Origin of the sequence: Brasilonema sennae CENA114 (assembly GCF_006968745.1) — a bacterium.
Taxonomy (GTDB): domain Bacteria; phylum Cyanobacteriota; class Cyanobacteriia; order Cyanobacteriales; family Nostocaceae; genus Brasilonema; species Brasilonema sennae.
Map to the genome: position 1 here is coordinate 218,017 of NZ_CP030118.1, position 24,267 is coordinate 242,283.

Below are 24,267 nucleotides of genomic sequence, written 5' to 3' on the forward strand. Positions count from 1 at the left end.
TCGTATAAATAAGTAAAAAAGATTTAAATAGTCAATTTATTCACAAATGATCCGGGTATCTGCTGCTTCTGCTTGTATGATGTTTCCAAGCGAAGCTGGTATGAAATATAACAAAATTGTCCGATAAGGATTTAGAAAGTTTTTATGGATAATCAAACTCCTGAACTGGATAAGATTCGCCATCCATTATTGAGTATAGAAAAACCAAAAAAGCAAAAAATTTTGGTAGTTGATGACGAACAAGATAATCTCGATTTACTTTACCGCACCTTCCGCCGCGACTTTCATGTCTTGAAAGCAGACAGTGGTATGAAGGCTCTGCAAATCTTAGCAACTGAAGGGGAAGTAGCTGTGATTATATCCGATCAACGAATGCCCCAAATGAAGGGAACTGAGTTTCTAAGTAAGACAGTGCCTCAGTTTCCAGATACCCTAAGAATTATCCTTACAGGTTTTACTGATGTTCAAGACTTAGTAGAGGCGATTAATACAGGACAGGTTTATAAGTTTATCACCAAGCCTTGGGATCCAGGGCAATTGAAGGCAGTTGTCCAACAAGCAGCCCAAACTTACGATTTACTCAAGCAACGTACAGAAGAATTGCAACGTGCTCACGCTCAAATAGCACTACTGAGTGTTTTAGTGCAGGTTACTCAAGAATATACTTGTTTGGAAACAACTCTCAACTCCATTGCTAGGGCATTTGGTGAAAATTTTGCAACTCATAACTGTATATTGCAGTTAGTAAAGGGTAATACCTTGGCTGCAAATCAAGGAAGTTACAGTACGACAGGTAAAGTGAAAAACTGGCTCGCTCAAGATCCACTTACAATTGAGGCGATAAGCCCAAGGCTTGACGCACAGCGTATCGTTACTCACGAAATGCAAATCTCGCTCAATGTACTTAATGACGAAAAGTTGCTTGGTGTTGCTGACTACTGCGATAACAAAGTTCAAGCACATCTGGTTATTCCGATAACCTATTGCCAAGAAGTATTGGCAGTCTTATCACTACAGTGGCAAGAACCCCAGACTTTGAGCGAAGATGAACTTAAATTCCTTGATTTGTCTGCTGAAGTGATAGCGATCGCGCTGCGCGCAGTATCTGCTCATGATGAAGCTCCAGCAGGAAGCGCTACCATTGGCTATGAATGACACAAAGTGGCGATGAAACAACAAAATAAACGCTAATCCAAATTTAAGTTTACAGGAAATTTATAGAGATAGCTCCAAAAAGTTCGTTTTGCAGCAGCAACACATTACCCTGTTGCAAACGATATGATGGGAATGCTAGTAATAACGAAAGCTTAGTTGTTAATGATTAGTTATTAGTACTTTGCTTCTAATGCTAATGACTAATGACTAATGAACGGCACTTGCTACAACGGAGGGAACCTCCCTATGCCTACGGCACGGCTGCGCCTATCGGGAACGCCCGTCGCCTCTGTGGGGAAACCCCTTCGGGTTCGCCAGATGCCTGCGGAGGGAGACCCTCCCGCAGCACTGGTCTCACCTCCTGCAGCGCTGGATTCACCCTTCGGGTTCGGCAGTTGCGTCTCCCCTTGGGAGAAGCAATCATGCGAACAAGTCGGGAAACCCGAACGCCCTTCGGGTATCTCCTGCGGAGACGCTACGCGAACGCAGTCGCCTCTGTCGGGAGACCCCTTCGGGTTCGCCAGATGCCTGCGGAGGGAGACCCTCCCGCAGCACTGGTCTCACCTCCTGCAGCGCTGTCTCACCAGATACCTCTGTCGGGAAACCCTCATCAAGTACTGGCTCACGCCACATGCCTCAACGCGCTTAACCCGCGCACGGCAGTGGCTCCCCAACGCACTGCCTCACCGCAACGCAGTGGTTCCTAATAAGTAATGACTAATGACTTTGGATTGGTCTCATCTTTGGCTTTATGTCTCTCCCCCAATAGTGGGTGGAATTATTGGCTACTTCACTAACGATATAGCCATCAAAATGTTATTTCGTCCCTACCGTGCAATTTACATCGGTGGACGAAAGATACCTTTTACACCTGGATTGATTCCCCGCAACCAAGAACGGCTTGCTAAGAATGTCTCAGATACGATTATGGGGTCGCTACTGACACCCCAAGAGTTGCAAAAACTAGCGCGGCGATTGTTGCAAACAGAACGCATCCAAGGAGCAATTCTCTGGATCTTGCGACTGGCAATTGACCAACTAAAATCCGATAAAGAGCAGAAAACTGCTAAAATATTGTCGGGAATTTTACGGGATTTGTTAGGGGAATCCTTACCGCGTCTTTTGAAGGTGTTGGCGCGGCGGGAAGACTTTTTAGAGGCGCAAGTTAATCAAATTTTTGACCAGATATTACTGGACTTTCAATTAACCGACGAACAAGCCACTCGTCTGGGTGATTGGTTGTTACAGGTTGTCATACCGCCGGACATTTTGCGACTAGCAGTTATTGACTTTTTGACGGATCGCACGATTCAAACTATTGACGAAAGTTTTCGGGAAAAAACCAGCGGTACTTATTGGGTTGTGGCAAATCTGTTTGGTTTACGCAATACTTTGACGCGCCTACGGACTTACTGCTTGGATGAGAAAGATGCTACCAATACTCGCTTGCAGGAATTGATTCAACAGTTACAGCTGCGGGATCGCCTTAAGCAACTTCTACAAAGTTTTTCTTTGGAAAGTTTACCAATAGGTACAGTACGACAGCTGCGAAAGACGACACGCGAAACTGTCCGTAATTACGCGCAAACGCGTGGTAGTGACTTACTCCAAGGATTAGGTAGTTCCGTTGACTGGGAAAATGTCGCTATGTTGCTGGTGAATCGCCTCAGTTCCTCTCCTGTTGTGAATGCTTCACTCGAAGTAGTCAGTAAAGAACTGGCTCTTGTTTTAGAGCGGTATTTTGAGAAAGACTTGGAAGCAATTGTAGCTCAGGCAATTCCCATTTTGGCAATTGACCAAGTGATTGTTGACCGCGTGAAATCAACTTCACCTGCTGATTTAGAAGCAGCAATAGAAGGGATTGTTAAAAATGAGTTGCAGGCAATTGTGAATTTGGGCGGCATTTTAGGCTTTGTTGTTGGATTGGTGCAAACAACGTTTTTGTTATTTGCTCAATAGACTTTTTGCTACAAGATTATTTTTCAGCAAATACAGTTGCTAATGACAAAATTGATCACCAAGGCAAGAGACGTTGTATGAAATGTCTCTATATGTTGGCTCCCTACATCATTCAAGTGGGTTTAGCTTACGATGAGAGGAGAGCGTCAATATAGGTCTTTGGTGTGATGCAATTTGGTATATCATAAACATATAAATGATAGAAGTCACAAAAAATCGTGCCATTACTAAGTGATCTAATCAGTTGAAAAACTATCTGTGTGCAACATGATGAAAGCAGCACAATTCAAAAACTGGCTCCAACAAAGCCGCTATGGCAATGGAGGAAGTGCTTATTTGTTTGCACCGATGGTGAATTTTAACGTGATGGCAGAAGTCGGAGATGCTCCCCCCTAGTACTAGTTACACCTGATTATAAACATCAACAGAAACTCAATAACAATCAGATGTGTTTTTCTGTAAGTGCATGGAGAAAAAAATGAGCTTCATCCTATCCAATCTGATCTTGAATTGTTGTGTTAAAAATCAGGTTAAAGAATTCCATCGGGTGAAATAAATTATAGCTTTTGGGCAAGAAGTAACTTTCCTTTTCAACAGGAATGTCACCAGTAGGCGATAAGCCGGAGGCTTGACGCTACGCGTATCGCAAACTTTGATTGGCATAAAGCAACTAAGGATGTGCGGGAAGTTCTCTTATCCTCAACTATGGAGTAAGAAAAAATAATTTGTATCAGGGATATATTTTAGGGCAAATTAACCAATAATTTGATGTTTTAAGCAATCAGTTAAAAAACAGAACTCTAATTTAGATGTCGTCTACCAAGTAAAAGGTCAAAACTATGACAGTTCAAGAACTTGAGCAACAACTTGATATTGACCAATTGTCTACTACGTCACCTACAATTTGGTCACGCACCATAGAGTTGGCCATAACTAGTCTCATGGGATGGGTTCCTCGTCCCGTTGGTGTTCTATTGCGGCGGCTATCTTATCGTCCAATATTTGCTCGCATGGGTCGAGGAGTTTACATTCACACAGGAGTTGAGCTTCTTGGAGGCTGTTCGATTGAAGTTGGTGATTATGTTAAAATTCTGCGAGACGTATTCTTTGATATGAGAGCGCCAAATAGCTTGTTACGTATTGGTAATAAGGTTTGTATTGATCGCGGTGTTGATATCAAAGCGACTGTTTGTGATTGTCTGATTGATATTGGTGATGGTTCCTATTTAGGTCCCTACGTTTGTATGGCTGGTCCTGGTCATATAAAAATTGGTAAGGAATGTCTGATTGCATCTCATACAAGCATTTACGCTAACAATCATAGAGAGCATGGATTAAGCCGTGAAGGGATTGAAATTCAAGACAAATGTTGGATAGGTTCTGGAGTTAGAATTTTAGATGGAGTGACTATTGGTAAAGGAAGCGTCATCGGTGCTGGAGCAGTTGTTAACAAAGATATTCCTCCTTTTTCCATAGCTGTTGGAGTACCAGCAAAAGTCATTAAAGCTAGTAAGGGAAATGGCACTGCTTGAGGATTTATAATTCGGACTAGAGTATTTTCGTTAAAATGAGTGCAGGTACTGTTGTCAAAGCTTTTTGTTTTAGATACAACAGTACATCTCTATTAAAGAAGAAGTCAGCAGACAGAATAAAAAAACTCAATTTAAGGCTTCTTTTTAAGCAATGCTGAAGCCCGTAATCTTAATATCAGCATAGTTACACCTGTAAAGAACATACCAAGCAATATATTTTTTAAACTGATACTCTTGCCAGTATTAATTACCAAAATTCTTTCCACTATTAGAGAAGGTAGTAATATCCCACTAAAGAGTAAAAACCTATAAAAACTTAACTTTTTATTTTTCCGAATAGTAAGGAGTGTTAGGCAAATTCCTAAAGGGATAAAAGTTAACGCATAGTAAAATATCTTCTGTTCTTTTGGAACTAATTCTAGTAAATTAAAAGAATAAAAATTCTGTAATTTGTCTATATATACTTGGATATTTGCTTGAGAGTAAGTGATGACTATTTTATGGGGATTAGTATCTGTAAAAAAATTAGGTACACTGAACTTTAAATCTGCCGCGTTTGCTCCAGTTATTGGTGTTCGTATCCGCAAGTCCAGGTTAGTTTCTTGCTGTCCTAGGGTTAAATTACGATGAAGAGTACTACTTGAAATTGAAAGAATGCGCGCAGGTCCAGTCTGAACTCTATCAGCGGTAGCAACAGTAGTCATTATTGTAAATTGAGAGGATTCACGTATCCTTTTGTTCAAATAGGTAGCAGGAGTTCTTGTTTTTAGCCAATGGCTCGAACTTAAGGCAACACCTTTCTCATCTGCAATATTTGGTAACTGTCCTTGCGGCGAGAGTTCAGGAAGTTGCCCAGTACGATCTTGATAACTTGTGTTATTGATTAACTGATAGGAAGCTATCAGATAATTTCTAATAGTGTCAAAGTCATTTTCACTATTCAATAATCGTGATATATCACTTTTAGCAATTGCTTTATCAGCAATATGCATTTCTGAAATATAGCCTTGCCAAGGTCTATTACCTGTTTGCTCATTACCAAGCATTAGCGGATAATTCAGACTCCAATTACTTAGCTCTATCGAATTTTGCCAGAGAATGGAAATCAGAAATGAAAGAAGTATATATCCACTAAACAATAACGTTATCTTTGTAATAGAGTTGCCAACTCTACTGTTTTCTACACGCGACCAGATGTATATAAAGTGTTGTGAATGCCACAGATAAAAGCAAATTATACCTACGAATCCACCTGTAGTATTGTTGACAATATCTGTAGGTGTAGGTGTTCTTGAAGGTAGAAAAACTTGCAGAAATTCAACTATTGATGATAAGCCAGCGCTGATGAGTATCACTATTAAAAATACACTCATCAATTTCATCATTTTTCTCTGCGAAAGAGCAGTTAAACCGAAACCTAAAGGCATAAACAATAAAATATTGTTTACCAAGTCTCCAAAAGAACTCGTATTGTCGAAACTGGCTAAAATTAATTGTGGAGAAAGACTGTCTGGAAAAGAAAAATTAAAGGGAAAAAGTGTAGCTATGAGCACTACTAATATACTAAAAATGACTAGAATCATACCTCAGTTTGTTGAATTTTTCAGTTTGTGTTCTTTTAAGAAATTGGATGTGAATGGTCGCTCAAAAACTAAATAAAATAAATAACCAACAAGTAACGAACTTCCTACACTCAATAGATACAATGTTACTGCGAACACCACTGGAGACATTTTTAGGGTAACAAGCCAGTGGTTCACTAATGTTTCTACTGGTCCGTGAGTCAGATAGAGACTGTAAGAAAAAGTTGAGAGTGCGATCGCCCAAGGATGCTCAAGTAGCTGCATAACTAAAGGTGGCGTTTTGCGCAAAATCACAATTTTTGTGCAATAAATTATCAAACAAGCAGCCGCTATACTAGCAAAAGTCTCGAAAATCCAAGCATCAATTCCGAATTTCTTCCACTCAGTGATGACAGCAATACCAGCAAAAATTGTAGCAAGTCTACCCCAAGGTAAAGATTTTCTGAGTTTCACCAGTTGTGGCTTTTGCGAAAATGCAATCTCGGCTGCAGCCATTCCGATAGTAAATGAACCCACAAACCAAGGACGGCTAACATCCATATAACCATTCAATAAATAGTGAGGTGTTAGCCCAATTAAAAAAGCGAGTGCAATAACTGACAACAAACCCCAACGCCGTAATACAGGAAGAAAAACCAGAGGAAATAAAAAGTAAATCTGCCATTCTAAAGCGACACTCCATAATGGCACATTCATTACATAAACATCCGTTCCTGGAACAAAATTGTAAATGACTAGAAAGTGCAAAATCACATCTACAAAAGAAAATCGAGGAGAGAACCAGTCGAATTTCATTTCATACCATTGGAAAGTAGTAAATCTCTCTAAACTTAATATGACCACAGCTAATAAGCAACATAAAATAACTGCTGCGTAAAAAGGTGGTAAAATTCTTCGCGCTCTTCTTTTAAAGTAATCCAATAAGTTTCCGGGAATATAACCTGTTTGAGAGCGAGTGACTGGCAGCATTAAACAGTAGCCAGAAAGTACAATGAAAACTGCAACACTAAAAGAACCATATCTCATGAGTTTTGTTGGCAACATTATCCACAAAGGTAAGTTCTCCCCTAGATGCGGTAAAATGTGACAAGATACGACATATAATGCAGCTAAACCACGCATACCATCTAAGAAAGAAAGACGGATTTTTGGTTCATTAGTTGTCTTCGTCATTTGATTAATTCAATTAATACAACAACGTGTGTTTTAATAGCTTTGATTGCTGTTAATGCTATAAATAATCGTGCTGATTTTATCTCTATTGGAGATAACCATCAACATTTTTGTACAGCATTTTTTATGAGTTTTTATGTCAACTCATATCATCTTTTTTTTGCGTCTTGAAATCGCAAAGAAAATTTTCTTAAATGTTTGAATTATCAAACATTAAGATTTAGCTTAATAAATTGTAAAATGCAGATATTGTTGAGTTGTTAGATGTAACTGCACAAGAAATACTCTATTTCACAAGTAAATCCTGTCGCTAGTATTGAGCGTTCACATCTATGTTTAAAATCAAACAAACTACTGTTTGTCTTTCAATCTGATTCACAACTGAATATCAACGCTTCGCAGCAGCACTAATCATCTAACTCTCAATTTGTAGTAGTGAGTCGATTAACAAGTGATGTGAATTCAAATATTCAGTTATCGAAAGTCAAAGCAGCTATTTCAACTCAATTGAATCTATTGAAGCTATTCCAAAAAAGAGCTACATCTTTTACTTCATCAAAATTCAGTTATTGAGTCTCTGATAAAATTTCCAATCAGAGATAAGCACATCTGATCAAGGAGGAGTATCTCCAACATCAGCCATTACGTTGAAGTCAACCATTGGAGCGAATAAGTAAATACTTCCTCGACTACTATAACGGCTTTTTTGCAGCCAATTTTTGTCGTTTGCTGCTGTTGTAATCATGATGTGCCAAGATAATTTACATATTTACTAAAGCGCCTTTTTACTGACACAAGTAGCGTACTGTCACCATGTTATGAATGAAATGACGAAAAGTTTTTCAAGAAACCGTAAATTTTTTCCAAAAATTATGAAGATTTCAAAAAAAACGACATACTTCCCTGTCTTTCATTATTTATCATGTAGAAGCTGGCAAATTGGAACAAAACCACCTGATTGTGCTAGTAATAATTTAGTGGTTATTAAGGTTTTCTAGGGCACCCGGTTTATTGTGAATACCTAGCTTTTCTAGCAATGTAGCACTCGCTTCATTCAGTCCCACTAAGTCTACTTTTACACCTTTTCTGCGAAACTTAATCACAACTCTATCAATGGCTGCAACTGCTGCTTGATCCCAAATGTGAGCATGGGTCAGGTCAATTTTTACACGTTCTAATTCTTCTTTAAAATCAAAAGCGGCAAAAAACTCTTCCACCGATACAAAGAAAAGTTGACCGGAAACGCTGTAAATCCGAGAAGTTTTCTCATCGCTAAGAACTGTGTCTACAAACACAATTTTCGCAATGTTGCGGGCAAACAAGACAGTACTAAATGCTACACCTACGATAACTCCAATTGCTAGGTTGTGTGTGAGTACAGTCATGAAAACAGTTGTAATCATGACAGCAGTTTCACTTCTCGGTATACGGTGTAAGTTGATTAGAGATGACCAACTAAAAGTTCCAATCGAAACCATGATCATCACTGCAACTAGGGACGCCATTGGTATCTGCCGTACCCATTCACCTAATACCAAAATGAAGAACAATAACAACACTCCAGCACATAAGGTAGAAAGACGACTGCGTCCCCCAGATTTGATATTGATGACCGACTGACCAATCATTGCACAGCCTGCCATCCCCCCAAAGCATCCTGTCACAATATTGGCAATACCCTGACCTACAGCTTCTCTATTTTTATCACTTGGGGTATCGGTCAGTTCGTCGAGTAGTGACGCAGTTAACAATGACTCCAGTAATCCCACTACAGCCAAAGGTAATGCATAGGAAAAGATAATCGAGAGTGTCTCAAAGGTCAATGGAACCGTAGGTAAGCTGAAAATGGGAAAGGTAGTAGGTAATTCGCCCATGTCACCTACTGTAGGAACCTTGATCCCCGTGAGGATAGAAAAAGCTGTCAAAACAACAATTGCAACTAAGGGTGAAGGGACTGCTTTGGTGAAGCGGGGTAGTAGATAGATAATGCCAAGACCCACAGCAAACATGATATAAACTTGCCAGGGTACCCCAACCAACTGAGGTAACTGAGCCATAAAAATCAAGATTGCCAAGGCATTAACAAAACCGAGCATAACTGCTCGCGGCACATACTTCATTTGGCGACCGAGTTTGAGCTTGCCACAGATAATCTGAATCACACCAGTTAGAATAGTCGTTGCAAACAGATATTGCAGCCCATGTTCTTTGACTAATGTGGTCATTAACAGCGCCATTGCTCCTGTCGCAGCAGAAATCAGCCCAGGGCGTCCTCCTGCAAAAGCTGTCACTACTGCTATGCAAAACGAGGCGTATAGCCCGACTTTAGGATCAACGCCTGCAATAATTGAAAATGCGATCTGCCCAAGGCAGTAGCGAAGCTATCGCCTCCGGAATCAGCGCTAGCGCTACTACAGTACCTGCTAGGATATCTGCTTTAGTGTTGGAGAACCATTCTCGTTTAAAAACGGTTGTATTCAAGTGTTCCTCTGCTATTTAGGTATGAAATATTTAGAGCTAATTCCGAATCCAAAATTCAGGAGTCAGAATCAAGAGTATGTGGATTTAAAGCTCAACGAAAGTGAACAACGCGGCTATACTCTACTTGGGGAGCTACTACGTTCGGGAGGCGCTGCTACATCTTTTACTGAGTGAAGTAGCTTGATGATTAGAAGCATTATAATGCAGGGAAAAATGGTTTGAGCTTCACTTGTTTAGCGATCGCTGCAAAAGCAAAAAATTCAGTTATCGGTGCGAATGCTATAGTTATCCCTGCTAAAACTTCACTTCTAATATTAGAAACCTCTAATTTTTTAGACTGTATTCAATTTAGGTTCTGTAGTTATGCAGTTAAGAATACAGCCACTTCAATCAAAAATTATATTCTTGATTGAGAGACTAAAACAGAAGTGAAATTTAGTCACTTTCACCAAGATATAATGAATGATTGAATTGTTCGTATTATTTACAATTTCTTGCTAGCACATCAGGGGGGAGCATCGCCAACTTCAGCCATGATGTTGAAGTTAACCATCGGAGCGAATAAATACACACTTCCCCGACTACTATAACGGCTTACTTGCAGCCAATTTTTAGAGTCCGTTACTGTAAACATGATGTACAAAAGCAATTTACACCCTCACTAGATTGCCTTTATATGCAAACAAAAAATCAATTTGTAAACATTATCATATAATGAAGTGACAAAATATTTGGAAAATATAAAACTTTTAACATATTTGTCTATCAAATCAAGAAATTGCTGTTTAAATTAATTTCACTCCCAACGTAAGAGCTTTTCTCCCTGGAGAAGCGGATATAAGATATGCTGATGCCTATTGGGAGTAATAGGCTCAAAATCTGTTCGCCGAAGGCGCGACGAAGCTGTAGCATTGGACATCAAACAGAAAATCGCCACGTTTTTACCTGATGAGTTAGAACTCATTCTCGCGACGCCACGCCCTTTTGACAATTTGTACCCAGCAAAGCAGTTGAAGAAATTTTTGAAAGCGCCTCTAGCTAACCATCAGTGCTTTTTGCTTGGGGAATATCAGTTGAGTGGTGAGTACTTCACGTAACCAAGTGCTGTTGAACCTGCATCACCAATTCATTTGTCCAGTAGTTGACGAGTTCAGCAGCTTCGGCTTCTACCATAACTCGGATGAGTGGCTCTGTACCAGAGGCGCGGACTAAAACTCTGCCAGAATCTCCCATTGCTGCTTCGGCGCAGGCGATCGCCTGTTGCAAGGGTTCACATTCTTTCCATCCCAAACGCTTAGCTTTGTCTTCCACTCGAACATTTTGCAACAGTTGCGGATAGGTTTGAAAGCTTTGAGTCACCATTTCCGATAGGGGAACGCCAGCTTGTTTCACCAACGCTGCTACATGTAAGGCTGTTAACAAGCCATCTCCAGTCATACCATAGTGACGGCAGAGGATATGACCCGATTGTTCACCCCCAAGCATTCCTCCAGTCCGCAGCATTTGGGCTTGGACGTACTGATCACCAACTGCTGTGCGAATAAATTGCCCACCGACTTGCTTCCATGCTTTCTCAAAACCTAAGTTTGCCATAACAGTGGAAACAATGAGGTCATTTGGCAGTTGTTGGTTTTGCTTTAGGTTTTGTCCCCAGAGGTAGAGGATGTAATCGCCATTGACTTGTCTTCCCGTGTTATCTACAGCCAAAACCCGATCTGCGTCACCATCAAAAGCAAAGCCTAAGTCAGCATTGTGTTCTTGGACGGCGGCTTGGAGAATTCCTAGGTGAGTGGAACCGCAGTTGACGTTGATGCGATCGCCATCTGGTTCGTTATGTAAGTAGATGACTTGGGCCCCCATCTCCTGAAATACCGATGGTGCTAGACCAACAACTGCTCCCCATGCCAAGTCTAAAACAATTTTCATGCCTTGAAAATTCATGACACCGTGCAGGGGTTTTTTCAATGCTTCAACATAACTTCCCACTAAGTCCAAGCGCGAGTAATACCGTCCGCAATGATTACAGTTTGCAGAAGCCATACCACGCACTCCTGCTTCTACTTCCGTTTGCAAAGCTTGGGACAGCTTCATCCCATCCGCGCCAAAAAATTTAATGCCGTTGTCTTCTGGCGGGTTGTGGCTAGCAGAAATCATCACCCCACCGATAGCATCGGTGACGCTGGTAAGATATGCAACGCAAGGGGTAGGACATAGCCCCAAATGCCAAACTTCTAATCCTGCTGCTGTTAACCCTGCACTCAAGGACATCGCCAGCATATCGCTGGAGTTTCTGGAGTCTTGGCCGAGGATGACTGGTCCTGGGTTGGAAGCATGACTACGCAAAACAGTACCTGCCCAAAAGCCTACTTGCAATGCTAGGGGTGCACCCAGCAAGTCTCCCACTCGTCCCCGAATACCATCTGTACCAAACAGGGGTGTACCCACAAGTGATGTTAAGTTCAACCCAAAACCGCCCTCATTAAGTTTCTTTTCCGATTCATCAACATTAGTTGTTGAATTTTCTGAAGCAGTACCTTGAGTTCGAGTTATGTATGAAACCATAAGAAGAAAAACCCCACACACTCACACTGGAGAATAGCACTTTAATTTTTATTCAACAATTCGTGCTGGACGCCTTTTAATCGTCACACTTTGCTATTTATTGTTTCATTTTTCACTCAAAGTGGTTGTAAGTATATTTTAAGTATTTTTTTGTATTTATAAAGATATTGTAAACTACTGGGCTACATCAAAAATTGCTCTCAAGACTTATCACTAGGAACTTACAAATATCTCAGATGGTCTCAACTTAAACATTTTTAATATAATTTCTCATCAAATAGTTCTACTGTAACGTTTTAGTGGCTTTTGTAGCCGTTCGTAAATTACACTTCAGCAGTTGACATTTTATAGTCGAGCAAATTTAGCATGAGCAGCAATTTAGCAACCAAATTACGTGTCGGAACCAAAAAAGCCCACACAATGGCAGAAAATGTTGGTTTTGTCAAGTGTTTTTTAAAAGGAGTCGTAGAAAAAACCTCCTATCGGAAGCTGGTAGCTAACTTCTACTTCATCTACTCAGCGATGGAAGAGGAGATGGAAAAGCACGCCAATCATCCGATTATTTCAAAAATCAATTTTCCTCAACTTCACCGTAAGGAAACTTTAGAGCAAGACCTCACCTATTACTATGGGGCAAACTGGCGCGAGCAAATCCGACTATCTTCGGCGGGTGAGGCTTATGTGCAGCGCATCCGGGAACTATCTGAAAAAGAACCAGAACTATTAGTTGCTCACTCCTACACCCGATACCTTGGTGACTTGTCTGGTGGACAGATTCTCAAAGGCATTGCTGAAACTGCGATGAACCTTTCTGACGGAGGAACCGCCTTCTATGAATTTGATGAGATTCCAGATGAGAAGGGGTTCAAAGCAAAATATCGCCAAACTTTGGATGAATTAGCTATAGATGATGCGACTGCTGATCGCATTGTCGATGAAGCAAACGCCGCCTTTGGCATGAACATGAAGATGTTCCAAGAGTTGGAAGGCAATCTCATTAAAGCTGTTGGAATCATGCTTTACAACAGCATCACACGTCGTCGTACACGCGGTAGTACCGAACTCGCAACTGCTGAGTAAATACAATTAGCACAATCTTTTGATTAATTGCTAGGGGCAGCGCCTCTGGGATTACCTTTGTAGAAAGGGGAATCGCGGGGAAGTTGCCCCTAGTCGCGTCTTGAGCACAATTCACGCATTCAAAAATTAACAGGTTTAGATTAGATCTCATGCAAAAGTGAGATTTTACGAGGTTCTGTTTGCTGTTAAGCGTTCCTGACTTGTGCAAGAAGTTTATTCTGACTTTTCACAGAATGTGAAAAAGGGCGATTTGATCGCGAAAGTCGTTCGCGAATAAATGATCTATTACAGCTTTATTTTGACAGGTGTAAAATTCTTCATCTGTTCGACACAACTCCTACACATCGAGATTCTAAATTAGAAATACTCAGATCTTGCACCATAAATTCTTGTCCGCCAAGAAATAAATTTCTTGGCTCAAAGCTTCAAGTAAGCTAAAGCTTACTGGATATGCGTTTGAGTCCGTTTTAACGGACTTTGGCTATAAGCCTTGAACTGAAGTTCAAGGCGTACTCAGGTCGAGGTGCAAGATCTGAGAATAGCAGTTTTAGCTTACTTCTGTCGTTATATCACCGGAAAGGACCCTCTTTTTGAATAAAACTAAGAGCACTGAATTTTTGATGACTTAACATAATTGAAATGTAACATTTACATACTCTTTACCTTTGATTAATACTATGTCTCATATTCCTCAACAAAAAAAAGAAAAACAAGAAAATGTTTTTATAGAAGGAATAAAAACTGTTGGTTTAAGCCTAGTTCTTGCCTTTGGTATTCGCACCTTTATTGCTGAAGCTCGTTATATTCCTTCTGGTTCTATGGAGCCAACACTCCAGATTAATGATCGCTTAATCATCGATAAAGTTAGCTATGACTTTACCTCACCTCAGCGAGATGATATTGTTGTTTTTAATCCAACCGAAACACTACAATCTGAAAATTTTCACGACGCTTTCATTAAACGTATAATTGGCTTGCCAGGAGAGAAAGTGGAAGTTAAAAATGGACTAGTTTATATTAATGGCTCGCCTTTAAAAGAAAATTATATTGAAGCTAAACCAGACTATAAATGGGGTTCTGCCATTGTACCAAATAATTCTTATCTAGTTTTAGGAGACAATCGCAATAATAGCTATGACAGTCACTATTGGGGTTTTGTCCCCCGTAATAAAATCGTAGGTCGAGCAATTGTTCGCTTTTATCCACTCAACAGAATTGGATTTATCAATTAACCTGTTTATGTTTTCAGATTAATAAAAGTAAAAAAAATATGGGAAAATCAGAGATAAAATGTGCGCGTATAGAATTTTAGATATTATTGAAATGAATGTCTATCAACTATAGAACTGACGCACGAGTTACTAATGAACTTGACTGTAAGATTGCTTCCTTACATCGCAATGACACAACAACGTTTCCCTTGCGTAAGTCCTGAACTATCAAGTATTTAGTCATGCTGACAAAACTATGAAAAACCTATCTCCTAAATCTATCAAAGTAAGCGATAAAAATGAAAAATATTTATCTACTGCTGATCTGGTGCATATCTATCTTCTTGAAATTGGACGTACACCTTTGTTAACTGATGAGCAAGAAAAAGATTTTGGCAAGCAAGTCCAACAAATGATGGCTTTACTTGCTGCCAAAGAAAAATTAGCTCTTCAATTAAAGCGTCAACCAACACAAATAGAATGGGCTGAAAATATAAATATTAGTGAAGACTCATTAGTCCAACAACTCCAGCAAGGACATCAAGCCAAGCAGAAAATGATTGAGGCTAATTTACGGCTTGTAGTATCTATTGCCAAGAAATATCAAAGACGTAACCTAGAATTTCTCGACTTAATTCAAGAAGGAAGTTTGGGTTTAGAGCGAGGGGTTGAGAAATTTGATCCTAGCAGAGGATACAAGTTTTCAACTTACGCCTATTGGTGGATTCGTCAGGCAATGACACGGGCTATCGCCCAACAAGGACGCACTATCCGCTTGCCTATCCATGTTACTGAAAAATTAAATAAAATCAAACTTATTCAACGTGAATTAGCTCAAAAATTAGGTCGTATTCCCACCGCTACTGATATCGCCCAAGCACTATCTCTAGATCCTAACGAAATTCGAGATTATTTACTCTTAGCACGTCGCCCTGTCTCTTTGGAATTGCGAGTTGGCTTAGAAAAAGATACAGAATTACAGGATATGTTGGAGGATGACGGACTCTCTCCCGAATTATACACTGAGCAGAAATTTATCCAACAAAACCTTCAAAATTTATTGTCAAAACTAACTCCTCAGCAACGGGAAATATTAACTTTACGTTTTGGTTTAACAGATGGAAAAGAACTGTCTTTAGTACAGATTGGTCAATGCATGGGTATCAGTCGAGAACGAGTGCGACAACTAGAGCAACAAGCTTTGGGTATCTTACGACGACATAAAGATAAGATAAACAGCTATCTAACTAGTTAATGTTGACCAAATCATTCAGATATAAAGTTGCTGCTCAACTTTATATCATTTTCTGATTAAGAAATTACCGCAAACTGAAAACTATCTCTAGCAATACTTTTAATCATGACTAACATTTGGCTTTGTTTAATTTTGGGACTCGTAGCGGGTACTATGAGTGGTATGACAGGTATTGGTGGTGGAATAATAGTCTTACCTGCCTTGATTCTTTTCTTAGGATTTTCTCAGCACCAAGCGCAAGGAACTACATTGGCATTGTTAGTTCTACCAATAGATTTATTAGCAGCATGGACTTACTATCAGCAGGGATATGTAGACTTAAAAGTAGCGGGGCTTCTCTGTCTTGGATTTATTTTTGGTGGGTGGTTCGGTGCTCAAATAGGAACGAGTTTACCGAATGGAGTTTTAACTAAAATATTTGCTTTTCTACTAATTATCAGTGCTGTTAGAGTTTTATTCATGACTAGTGCTGATTCAGTATAAATAATTTATCATTTGTTTGATTCACTGTAAAATTAGGCAATTGTTTTAATATACAATCCAAACATTGCCATTGAGCTGTTCGATAACCAACGTTTGATTCAAAAGCGAAGGTGCGATTGCTTGAATATTTTAGAATTTACTCTATTGGTTTGGCTAAGTTCTGCGACCGCAGGCTTTTTGGGAGCGCTAACAGGCTTAGGCGGTGGAGTGGTACTTGTCCCCTTGTTAACTTTAGTCTTTGGCGTTGACATTCGTTACGCAATAGGTGCTTCTCTGGTATCGGTAATTGCAACTTCTTCAGGTGCTGCTTCTGCATACGTTAAAGAAGGCTACACCAATTTACGTTTGGGAATGTTCTTGGAAGTAGCAACAACATTTGGAGCCATTACAGGTGCAACTATAGCCGCTTTTGTTTCCACTAGAATACTCGCTGTGGTGTTTGGATTTGTTTTACTTTATAGTGCCTATCTCTCACGTCAACCTCGTTCTGAACATTTAGATAACACTCGACCTGATTCTCTAGCAACTCGTTTAAAGTTAAATAGCACTTACCCAACGCCTGAAGGTGAACAACCCTACAATGTCCGTGCTGTTCCTGTAGGATTTAGTCTCATGTTTGTCGCCGGAGTGCTTTCCGGGTTACTTGGTATTGGTTCTGGCGCACTCAAGGTACTAGCGATGGATCAATTTATGCGGATTCCGTTTAAGGTTTCCACCACTACCAGTAATTTTATGATTGGGGTGACAGCAGCAGCTAGCGCGGGTGTGTACCTGAAACGAGGTTACATCGATCCTGGACTAGCAATGCCTGTCATGTTAGGAGTACTTTTAGGCGCATTGATTGGCGCTAGGGTATTGGTAAAAGCCAAAGTAGGCGTTTTAAGAAATATTTTTAGTGTAGTTATTGTGCTGCTAGCTATTCAAATGATTTATAACGGCTTCCTAGGGAGGATTTAAAGTGTCCCAAACTCGACGTAATTTGAGTGAAAGACAAGTCGAAATTTTGGTTGGTAATTTGTTGAGATATGGGGTACTGATCGCTACTGCTATTGTGTTAATGGGTGGGGTATTGTACCTAATTTATCATGGTAAAGAAACTCCAAATTATCAAATTTTTCGCGGTGAGCCTCCAGCATTTCGCTCTCCTGAAGGAGTTGCAAATTCAGTATTATCAGGTCGCCGTCGTGGCATTATTCAACTTGGATTATTGTTATTAATTGCTACTCCTGTTGCTAGAGTTGCTTTTTCTCTATTAGCTTTTATGCGTCAGCGAGATATCACCTATATTATTTTGACTGTGATTGTTTTGACTGGGCTGATTATTAGTTTTATAGGTGGTTAATAGATAATTAACTGTATTCGTCACTTCTCTCCACCATTAATGAGCACAAACGATAGAATCGCAATGGTGCTCTGTAATCCATTCCCAACCTGATGAAAGCCGATCGCAAACCAACTCCTGAAATGACTTTGCCTACCTTTAATCGCCCTGAACTACTCGCCCCCGCAGGTTACTGGGACTGTGCTAAAGCTGCTGTGGAAAATGGGGCAGATGCTATTTATTTTGGGTTGGATCGGTTTAATGCGCGAATGCGGGCGCAAAACTTCACGGAGGCAGATTTGCCCAAGTTGATGGAATTTCTGCACCGTCGGGGTGTAAAGGGGTATGTCACCCTGAATACACTGATTTTTCCCCAAGAACTTAGAGAAGCAGAGCAATATCTTCGTACGATTATTACTGCTGGCGTGGATGCAGTCATTGTCCAAGATATCGGGATTTGTCGTCTGATTCGTCACCTTTCTCCAAATTTTCCCATCCATGCTTCCACGCAAATGACTATCACCAGTGCAGCAGGGGTGGAATTTGCCAAATCCTTGGGGTGTCAGTTGGTAGTACTTGCGCGTGAATGTTCTTTGAAGGAAATTGAGAAAATCCAGCGCCAGCTTCCAGAACAAACCTCACTTCCTCTGGAAGTTTTTGTTCATGGTGCTTTGTGTGTAGCATATTCTGGTCAATGCTTGACGAGTGAAGCTTTAGGAGGACGTTCCGCCAACCGTGGCGAATGTGCCCAAGCTTGCCGAATGCCCTACGAGTTAATCTCAGATGGCAAAAGTGTAAATTTAGGAAATCGCAAATATTTACTCAGTCCTCAAGACTTGGCTGGCTTAGAAGTACTGCCAGAATTGGTGAAAGCGGGGGTGAGTTGTCTCAAGATTGAAGGTCGCTTGAAAACTCCTGAGTATGTCGCGAATGTGACTCGTGTTTATCGTGAAGCTTTGGATCGGGTGATGGCTCAGTTGGATGGAGAAGACAAGGAGAAATTCTCCACATCTTTTCAAGAACACTACAACTTAGAGATGGCGTTTTCTCGCGGACAGTATACGGGTTGGTTTGGCGGTGTTAACAATCAGGAACTCGTTCATGCCCGTTTCGGGAAAAAGCGCGGAGTTTACTTGGGCGAAGTCACTCGCATCAGTAACGAAAAAGTCATAGTACGGTTACAAGCCCCCGTCAAACCAGGAGACGGTGTTGTTTTTGACTGCGGTCACCCAGAAGCGCAAGAACAAGGCGGTCGAGTTTATGCGGTGGAAGACAAAGGAAAGGAAGTGCTGCTGACTTTTGGTCGCCGTGATCTCAACTTGCGACGAATACACGTAGGAGACAAGATTTGGAAAACCAGCGATCCAGAACTTGATAAGCAACTACGTCAGAGTTTTGCTGGAGAAAATCCGCAGTTTCAGCGTCCAATTTACATAGAGGTGTATGGAGAAGTTGGTCAATTTTTGAGTGCGATCGCCCGCGACGAACTAGGTCACATTGTCCAGGTAGAATCTACAATCCCCCTTGAAGAAGCGCACACCAAACCCCTGACTACAGAACGTTTACAAGAACAGTTTGGTCGTCTGGGCAACACACCCTTTTGTTTGGGAACCTTGACAAATCACCTCAATAGTGCAGTTACGTTACCCGTGAGTGAGTTGAACCGTTTACGACGAGAGATTGTCGCACAGTTGGAAGAGTTGCGTTCCCAACCCAAACGCTGGCTATTTAACTCTCATGCTTCTCTACAAGACTTGCTCCCTTCCACTGTAGAAGTGCAAGCAACTCTCAACTCCCCCTCCCTCATTGTCCTAGTGCGAAACTTCAAGCAACTACAAGCTGCACTGGAAGCGGGAATCGAAACACTCTACTGTGAATTTGAAGATCCCCGCGCTTATCGGGAAGCAGTGCAGATCGTACGCCAAGCAAACAAAGGAAATACTCAGCACTCCATCTGGGTTGCGCCTCCAAGAATTACCAAACCAGGGGAAAATTGGATTTTGCAACAGGTGCGTTCCTGCGAGGCGGATGGCTATCTGATACGCAACTATGACCATCTCCAGTTTTTTGCCAATGAGCGTTGCATAGGGGATTTTTCGCTCAACGTTGCTAATCCCTTAACAGCAGATTATTTTAAGAATCAACTTGGTTTAGAACGGGTAAGTGCATCTTACGATTTGAACATTACTCAGTTGGAAGACTTGCTGACAAGTTGTCCACCCCAGTGGTTTGAGGTGACAATTCATCAACATATGCCCATGTTTCATATGGAGCATTGTGTCTTTTGTGCGTTTCTATCTCAAGGGACTGACTATACCAACTGCGGACGCCCCTGTGAGAAACATGAAGTGAAATTGCGGGACAGGGTGGGAACAGAACACATTCTTCAAGCTGATGCAGGTTGTCGAAATACTGTCTTTAATGGCACTGGTCAAACCGGAGCCGAATACGTACAACACCTGATAGAGCTTGGAGTACACAATTTTCGGATTGAATTTGTCAATGAGACTCATGAAAAAGTGATGCAAACGATACATCGCTATCAACAACTGCTGCAAGGTGAAATGACTGGCTCTCAACTGTGGCGGGAGTTAAAGTTACAAAATCAGCTTGGTGTCACTCGTGGTCCAATGGGAGTGAATGCAACTCGGTGATTGTCAACCTGCTTGCTCAAAATCCCTTGTCTTGCTGTAGAAATCTAGCAAGACAAGGGCGACTATTCATGCAGAGTGAAAAAAATCTTTATGAGTTTAAACCGGAATAACACTAGATGAGAATGTAGCAGATAGTAATTGAACTTAAGTGTACTACTGGTTATTAGTGATACATTTAAACCTGGCGATTGCGCAGAGCGCAGACGCCAAGGGCGTATCGCGTATTTGTGAAGAGTGGATCATACAAGGATCAACATGGCAAGGTGACTGGTGAGACGCAAGGTCTTTTTTTTAAAAAAGTGTCAGTAAAATTAGATAAATCTGGGAAGGAGGAGATTCTAGAGGGTGATTTACTCCATGAAAACCTAGAAGCATACGAAGTGGATGCCACAATAAAAAACGTTGAGAAACACTTTAACGAAGTTCTTCCCAAACTGCCCGAACCAATGGGAGGACAAATGAAAAAAGAGATACCTACTCATCCAATACGGTTCGGTTAAGCTCAAAAGCAGGTAGACTGAGGTTGTCACTCAAGTGTACTGATGTTGAATGCAACTCAAAGAATTCTCAGTGATCTCGTCAGCAATTGAGTCGGGTACAGTACTCAAAGCTTTAGAAACAGCTATACACGCACAGGCAATCACGCAGGCGATCGCAGACACAGACAGTAATGAGGAACGGAAGCGGGGTTTACCAACACATTTGGTGATTTGTTTGGTGATTGCAATGAGCTTGTGGTCAAAAGCATCAATGAGAACAGTACTGAAAAATCTGGTGGATGGGTTGAGTGAAGTGTGGATCACAGTTGGGCCAATACGGTTCGGTTAAGTTCTAAGCGGTGTTAAGTACAGAGAAAGTGAGTGTTTGTAATTTAGCTGTTTGAGTTTTATGTATGGGTTTTTTGCTGGGAAATTTGGCTCTAGTTTTTTTGACAACACGAGGATTGCTTCGACCTTCAGGCTCTGGGATCTGCTCATCCAGAATTTCGCTTACGAGCCAGGCGAAAAAAAGGGAAATTCGTCAATTTGGAGCCCTTGGAATTTAGGAACAGCCCGACGAACAATATTCAGCGTGCCAGTAAAACTCAATCGTAGAGGAGAGATTTCAGCAGATTCGGCAACTTGAAACATGAGAGAACGTATGGCCCAATGACCAAGCAGCCAGCCATAAATTTCCTGAACAACTTCACGGGGATTGAGAGAACGAATCAGAGTTTTACGCCCTAAAAGATGGACTTTAAGTTCATCAATAGTACTCTCAACTTCCCAACGCCGATGGTATTCTGTAGCTAGCAATAAAGCGGGAAAGCACTCAATATCAGTCAAACTAGTAATTAAACGGTAAGTTTGCCCTTGGGCATCAGTATCAATTGTGTACTCAATTACCCGAACTCTTATTTTTGTGCCACCTTTTTTCTTAGATTTACCGTCCGGGGCAATCCAAGACAGATAAGAACCATCCGGCAAGACTTTCTCTACGGTAAATTTGACATTCTTTGGTATTCTTCCCAAATAATCACATTTTTGTTTTAGGGTTGCTTGTACCATTTTGTAAGAATCTAGCCCTCTATCCCACATCAACAACATTCCTTTTTGTACAGAGCGTAAGAGCTTTTTTGCCCTGGCTCTTTCGCCAATGCGGTACGGACACATCAGTGCATCAACGATTAAATGTGTTCCGGCTTCAATCAACAGTACCAAACGAACCTTGGGGAAAGCAGCTACCGTACCTGGGCGTGTTGCTGGGTAGCCAAATACTCTTGCATTTGTCACTGTATCTGGAACATCAAATACTGTCCCGTCTAGTGCCATCAACCGCAGTCCTCCCAAAAAAGCCCCTGGGGTTTGGGCTGTGGCACAAGGACGAACTACCAAATGAAACAAGCGGCTCATCACCCTACATCCTACACGCTGTCTGGCTTCCGTTATTGACGACTTGCTAGGTACTCGCCAATACTGCCCAACTGTGATCCACACTTCACTCAACCCATCCACCAGATTTTTCAGTACTGTTCTCATTGATGCTTTTGACCACAAGCTCATTGCAATCACCAAACAAATCACCAAATGTGTTGGTAAACCCCGCTTCCGTTCCTCATTACTGTCTGTGTCTGCGATCGCCTGCGTGATTGCCTGTGCGTGTATAGCTGTTTCTAAAGCTTTGAGTACTGTACCCGACTCAATTGCTGACGAGATCACTGAGAATTCTTTGAGTTGCATTCAACATCAGTACACTTGAGTGACAACCTCAGTCTACCTGCTTTTGAGCTTAACCGAACCGTATTGCCTACTCATCTGGGATATCTCAAAAATGCTCTAAAATCCAAACAGAAACATCGAGCTAATCAAGAATCTACCTACCTTGTCGGAGCAATTCCAACTATACGCGAAACCGAATCTATATCAAAAGACTGGGGGAAGGATCTAGAAATTGGGCTGGATAAGGTACAACACTGGATTAAAAAAAATCTGTGAACCAACCTCACATACATCTTGTTTTTTTGATTAAACTCAGCCTTGCTGAGTTTAATTGCTTCTTTTTTTTTAGATTCCGGATAGTTCTAATTTAAAGTCCCTAAATTCAGTAGATCACAAACTTCTTTCACTACGGGAATCGTTACCATTGTTTGTAGCTTGTAATACTTTTTCTTCGATACCGCTTAAGCACCTAAAACGGATTTTGATAAGTATTACTTATAGTAAATGAGAGGCTAGGTTTCTCCGAAGCTACCCCGACGGAAGATAAATACCTTCAACAACTTCATATATTCTTTCAACAGCTTGGCGTAATAAAGCTAACATTTGTTTGAAGCTAAATAATTCACCAGAACTCAGGTTAATTCATGATCGCATCCCCGGACTGAGAAACTTAACTAGTTGCTCTGTTGCATTTTGAATATGTTCGGGATCTGTCATCTGGAGCAGTGCAAAAGGTTGCCCAGCTTCAGTTTGCACTCGAATTAACGCTGCAATTACCAGATCCAACTTCCAGTGGAGCTGCGATCGCGACTGCTCAGGGAGTGCGCGTTGCAACACATCCAAAAATGCCTCACTAGACACAGCAAATTCATCGGTCGCAATACTCTTAATCGGTTCAGGTTCTGTTCGACAACGCCCCATAAATTGAGCGCGGACGAGCAGGGTGTCTTTATCTTGAGCCAAAATTTCTAGGCAAGGTTTTAGTAGTGCAGTCAAAATCGCTTCCACCGATGGCACTTCATTACCCGCCTGAAGTTGTTCTAGCAGTGCTAATTCTTGCTCAACGACTGGACGAGCAAACCGCGCAACCACGGCTCGAAACAGATCTTCCTTTGAACCGAAGTGGTAGTGAACAGCAGCCAAGTTGACTCGTGCCTCACTCACTACATTACGTAACGTGGTTCCAGCAAAGCCTCGCTCGGCAAAAAGGCGCTCAGCAACACTGATGATTTGTTCTTTGGTATCAGTTGTTGGAGTAACCACAATTTTCTTCATCGGTTCAACCTTTATAAATTATAACCAACTTTTTGTCCTTCATGATGTAATATACGTAGATTTCCAAAATTTGCTTAATGGAGGCTAAATAATAATCACAAATTTCCTGCCTGTAAGTATTTTTACTTAAACTGTAAGTACTAATAGTAATTTTTTTTGAAACTTAGTATACTACTCTTTGAAGTTTGGAAGATACATAATTGAGAGCTTGCCAGTCACCAGATGAATTAAGCTTTCTAGCTATTTCAGATTCGCGCATTGCAATTTATTAAGATATATGTTTCAATCATATCAAACGAACGTTTGAATGAGTATCACTCAAACAGAAACTTAAATTAACCCTTG

Annotated in this window: 22 protein-coding genes and 2 pseudogenes; 16 read left to right on the forward strand and 8 right to left on the reverse strand. The window is 41.0% G+C overall.

Going from position 1 to position 24,267, the window contains the following annotated elements; translation table 11 throughout:
- The first annotated feature begins 144 nt into the window (after positions 1-144).
- The 5 genes from DP114_RS00895 (at position 145) to DP114_RS00910 (ending at position 4,646) form a co-directional block, all read left to right on the forward strand.
- A complete protein-coding gene (locus tag DP114_RS00895; protein WP_169263972.1) occupies positions 145-1,155 on the forward strand; it encodes a response regulator in 1,011 nt (336 codons plus the stop codon).
- A gap of 203 nt (positions 1,156-1,358) precedes the next feature.
- Positions 1,359-1,862, forward strand: a complete 504-nt coding sequence (locus DP114_RS00900; protein ID WP_172195135.1) for a hypothetical protein — start codon at positions 1,359-1,361, stop codon at positions 1,860-1,862.
- Positions 1,863-1,881: 19 nt separating this feature from the next.
- Complete coding sequence (locus tag DP114_RS00905) at positions 1,882-3,114, forward strand: DUF445 domain-containing protein (protein ID WP_171978080.1); 1,233 nt, start codon at positions 1,882-1,884, stop codon at positions 3,112-3,114.
- A gap of 267 nt (positions 3,115-3,381) precedes the next feature.
- On the forward strand, positions 3,382-3,510 hold the full coding sequence (locus DP114_RS35630) for a hypothetical protein (RefSeq protein ID WP_256379315.1): 129 nt from the start codon (positions 3,382-3,384) through the stop codon (positions 3,508-3,510).
- A 443-nt stretch (positions 3,511-3,953) separates the two neighbouring features.
- Entirely contained in the window at positions 3,954-4,646 is a 693-nt protein-coding gene (locus DP114_RS00910; protein WP_171975206.1) for an acyltransferase, read from the forward strand.
- Positions 4,647-4,777: 131 nt separating this feature from the next.
- Here the strand turns inward: DP114_RS00910 and DP114_RS00915 are convergent, their stop codons facing one another.
- From DP114_RS00915 to DP114_RS35640, 5 genes and pseudogenes are all read right to left on the reverse strand, one after another.
- Positions 4,778-6,229: a VanZ family protein gene (locus DP114_RS00915; protein WP_171975207.1), complete on the reverse strand. Its 1,452-nt coding sequence runs from the start codon at positions 6,227-6,229 to the stop codon at positions 4,778-4,780.
- A gap of 3 nt (positions 6,230-6,232) precedes the next feature.
- The gene (locus DP114_RS00920; protein ID WP_169265461.1) at positions 6,233-7,402 is read right to left on the reverse strand and encodes an acyltransferase family protein; all 1,170 of its coding nucleotides are present in this window, start codon (positions 7,400-7,402) and stop codon (positions 6,233-6,235) included.
- Positions 7,403-8,015: 613 nt separating this feature from the next.
- Positions 8,016-8,147 (reverse strand): hypothetical protein, encoded by a 132-nt coding sequence (locus DP114_RS35635; RefSeq protein ID WP_256379316.1) that lies wholly within the window; start codon positions 8,145-8,147, stop codon positions 8,016-8,018.
- A 229-nt stretch (positions 8,148-8,376) separates the two neighbouring features.
- Positions 8,377-9,883: pseudogene (locus DP114_RS00925) on the reverse strand (SulP family inorganic anion transporter).
- 505 nt (positions 9,884-10,388) lie between these two features.
- A complete protein-coding gene (locus DP114_RS35640) occupies positions 10,389-10,517 on the reverse strand; it encodes a hypothetical protein (protein WP_256379317.1) in 129 nt (42 codons plus the stop codon).
- A gap of 223 nt (positions 10,518-10,740) precedes the next feature.
- Between DP114_RS35640 and DP114_RS00930 the strand changes: the two genes are divergently transcribed.
- The gene (locus DP114_RS00930; protein ID WP_172195138.1) at positions 10,741-10,980 is read left to right on the forward strand and encodes a hypothetical protein; all 240 of its coding nucleotides are present in this window, start codon (positions 10,741-10,743) and stop codon (positions 10,978-10,980) included.
- Here the strand turns inward: DP114_RS00930 and glmM are convergent.
- Positions 10,973-12,445, reverse strand: coding sequence for a phosphoglucosamine mutase (glmM, locus tag DP114_RS00935; protein ID WP_171975209.1), 1,473 nt, complete (start codon positions 12,443-12,445; stop codon positions 10,973-10,975). The two genes, DP114_RS00930 and glmM, sit on opposite strands and share 8 nt — an antisense overlap.
- A 366-nt stretch (positions 12,446-12,811) precedes the next feature.
- Here glmM and DP114_RS00940 point away from each other — a divergent pair, with 366 nt between their 5' ends.
- The 9 genes and pseudogenes from DP114_RS00940 to DP114_RS00980 form a co-directional block, all read left to right on the forward strand.
- A complete protein-coding gene (locus DP114_RS00940) occupies positions 12,812-13,525 on the forward strand; it encodes a biliverdin-producing heme oxygenase (RefSeq protein ID WP_169265458.1) in 714 nt (237 codons plus the stop codon).
- Positions 13,526-14,202: 677 nt separating this feature from the next.
- Complete coding sequence (gene lepB, locus DP114_RS00945; protein WP_171975210.1) at positions 14,203-14,757, forward strand: signal peptidase I; 555 nt, start codon at positions 14,203-14,205, stop codon at positions 14,755-14,757.
- 235 nt (positions 14,758-14,992) lie between these two features.
- Complete coding sequence (locus tag DP114_RS00950; RefSeq protein WP_171975211.1) at positions 14,993-15,991, forward strand: RNA polymerase sigma factor, RpoD/SigA family; 999 nt, start codon at positions 14,993-14,995, stop codon at positions 15,989-15,991.
- Between the two features lie 105 nt (positions 15,992-16,096).
- Positions 16,097-16,474 carry a sulfite exporter TauE/SafE family protein gene (locus tag DP114_RS00955; protein WP_169265455.1) on the forward strand — a complete coding sequence of 126 codons (378 nt, stop codon included), beginning with the start codon at positions 16,097-16,099 and terminating at the stop codon, positions 16,472-16,474.
- A gap of 120 nt (positions 16,475-16,594) precedes the next feature.
- Positions 16,595-17,431, forward strand: a complete 837-nt coding sequence (locus DP114_RS00960) for a sulfite exporter TauE/SafE family protein (protein WP_171975212.1) — start codon at positions 16,595-16,597, stop codon at positions 17,429-17,431.
- 1 nt (position 17,432) lies between these two features.
- Entirely contained in the window at positions 17,433-17,816 is a 384-nt protein-coding gene (locus tag DP114_RS00965; RefSeq protein WP_169265453.1) for a DUF1634 domain-containing protein, read from the forward strand.
- A gap of 92 nt (positions 17,817-17,908) precedes the next feature.
- Complete coding sequence (locus DP114_RS00970) at positions 17,909-20,449, forward strand: U32 family peptidase (RefSeq protein WP_171975213.1); 2,541 nt, start codon at positions 17,909-17,911, stop codon at positions 20,447-20,449.
- Between the two features lie 263 nt (positions 20,450-20,712).
- The gene (locus DP114_RS00975) at positions 20,713-20,949 is read left to right on the forward strand and encodes a hypothetical protein (RefSeq protein WP_169265451.1); all 237 of its coding nucleotides are present in this window, start codon (positions 20,713-20,715) and stop codon (positions 20,947-20,949) included.
- 49 nt (positions 20,950-20,998) lie between these two features.
- Positions 20,999-21,259: pseudogene (locus DP114_RS00980) on the forward strand (transposase domain-containing protein); the annotation flags it as partial.
- Positions 21,260-21,438: 179 nt separating this feature from the next.
- Here the strand turns inward: DP114_RS00980 and DP114_RS00985 are convergent.
- Complete coding sequence (locus DP114_RS00985; RefSeq protein WP_370460795.1) at positions 21,439-22,578, reverse strand: IS4 family transposase; 1,140 nt, start codon at positions 22,576-22,578, stop codon at positions 21,439-21,441.
- A gap of 84 nt (positions 22,579-22,662) precedes the next feature.
- Here DP114_RS00985 and DP114_RS00990 point away from each other — a divergent pair, with 84 nt between their 5' ends.
- A complete protein-coding gene (locus tag DP114_RS00990; RefSeq protein ID WP_169265449.1) occupies positions 22,663-22,923 on the forward strand; it encodes a hypothetical protein in 261 nt (86 codons plus the stop codon).
- A 366-nt stretch (positions 22,924-23,289) separates the two neighbouring features.
- On the opposite strand, the gene DP114_RS00995 is transcribed toward DP114_RS00990, so the two are convergent.
- Positions 23,290-23,922, reverse strand: coding sequence for a TetR/AcrR family transcriptional regulator (locus tag DP114_RS00995; protein ID WP_171975214.1), 633 nt, complete (start codon positions 23,920-23,922; stop codon positions 23,290-23,292).
- Positions 23,923-24,267: the final 345 nt, after the last annotated feature.

What these genes read in the sequence shown, in the direction of transcription:
- DP114_RS00895 (WP_169263972.1), top strand. Translation starts at nt 145, where the DNA reads ATGGATAATCAAACTCCTGAACTGGATAAGATTCGCCATCCATTATTG.
- DP114_RS00900 (WP_172195135.1), top strand. Translation starts at nt 1,359, where the DNA reads ATGACTAATGAACGGCACTTGCTACAACGGAGGGAACCTCCCTATGCC.
- DP114_RS35630 (WP_256379315.1), top strand. Translation starts at nt 3,382, where the DNA reads ATGATGAAAGCAGCACAATTCAAAAACTGGCTCCAACAAAGCCGCTAT.
- DP114_RS00910 (WP_171975206.1), top strand. Translation starts at nt 3,954, where the DNA reads ATGACAGTTCAAGAACTTGAGCAACAACTTGATATTGACCAATTGTCT.
- DP114_RS00915 (WP_171975207.1), bottom strand. Translation starts at nt 6,229, where the DNA reads ATGATTCTAGTCATTTTTAGTATATTAGTAGTGCTCATAGCTACACTT.
- DP114_RS00920 (WP_169265461.1), bottom strand. Translation starts at nt 7,402, where the DNA reads ATGACGAAGACAACTAATGAACCAAAAATCCGTCTTTCTTTCTTAGAT.
- DP114_RS35635 (WP_256379316.1), bottom strand. Translation starts at nt 8,147, where the DNA reads ATGATTACAACAGCAGCAAACGACAAAAATTGGCTGCAAAAAAGCCGT.
- DP114_RS35640 (WP_256379317.1), bottom strand. Translation starts at nt 10,517, where the DNA reads ATGTTTACAGTAACGGACTCTAAAAATTGGCTGCAAGTAAGCCGTTAT.
- glmM (WP_171975209.1), bottom strand. Translation starts at nt 12,445, where the DNA reads ATGGTTTCATACATAACTCGAACTCAAGGTACTGCTTCAGAAAATTCA.
- DP114_RS00940 (WP_169265458.1), top strand. Translation starts at nt 12,812, where the DNA reads ATGAGCAGCAATTTAGCAACCAAATTACGTGTCGGAACCAAAAAAGCC.
- lepB (WP_171975210.1), top strand. Translation starts at nt 14,203, where the DNA reads ATGTCTCATATTCCTCAACAAAAAAAAGAAAAACAAGAAAATGTTTTT.
- DP114_RS00950 (WP_171975211.1), top strand. Translation starts at nt 14,993, where the DNA reads ATGAAAAACCTATCTCCTAAATCTATCAAAGTAAGCGATAAAAATGAA.
- DP114_RS00955 (WP_169265455.1), top strand. Translation starts at nt 16,097, where the DNA reads ATGACTAACATTTGGCTTTGTTTAATTTTGGGACTCGTAGCGGGTACT.
- DP114_RS00970 (WP_171975213.1), top strand. Translation starts at nt 17,909, where the DNA reads ATGAAAGCCGATCGCAAACCAACTCCTGAAATGACTTTGCCTACCTTT.
- DP114_RS00995 (WP_171975214.1), bottom strand. Translation starts at nt 23,922, where the DNA reads ATGAAGAAAATTGTGGTTACTCCAACAACTGATACCAAAGAACAAATC.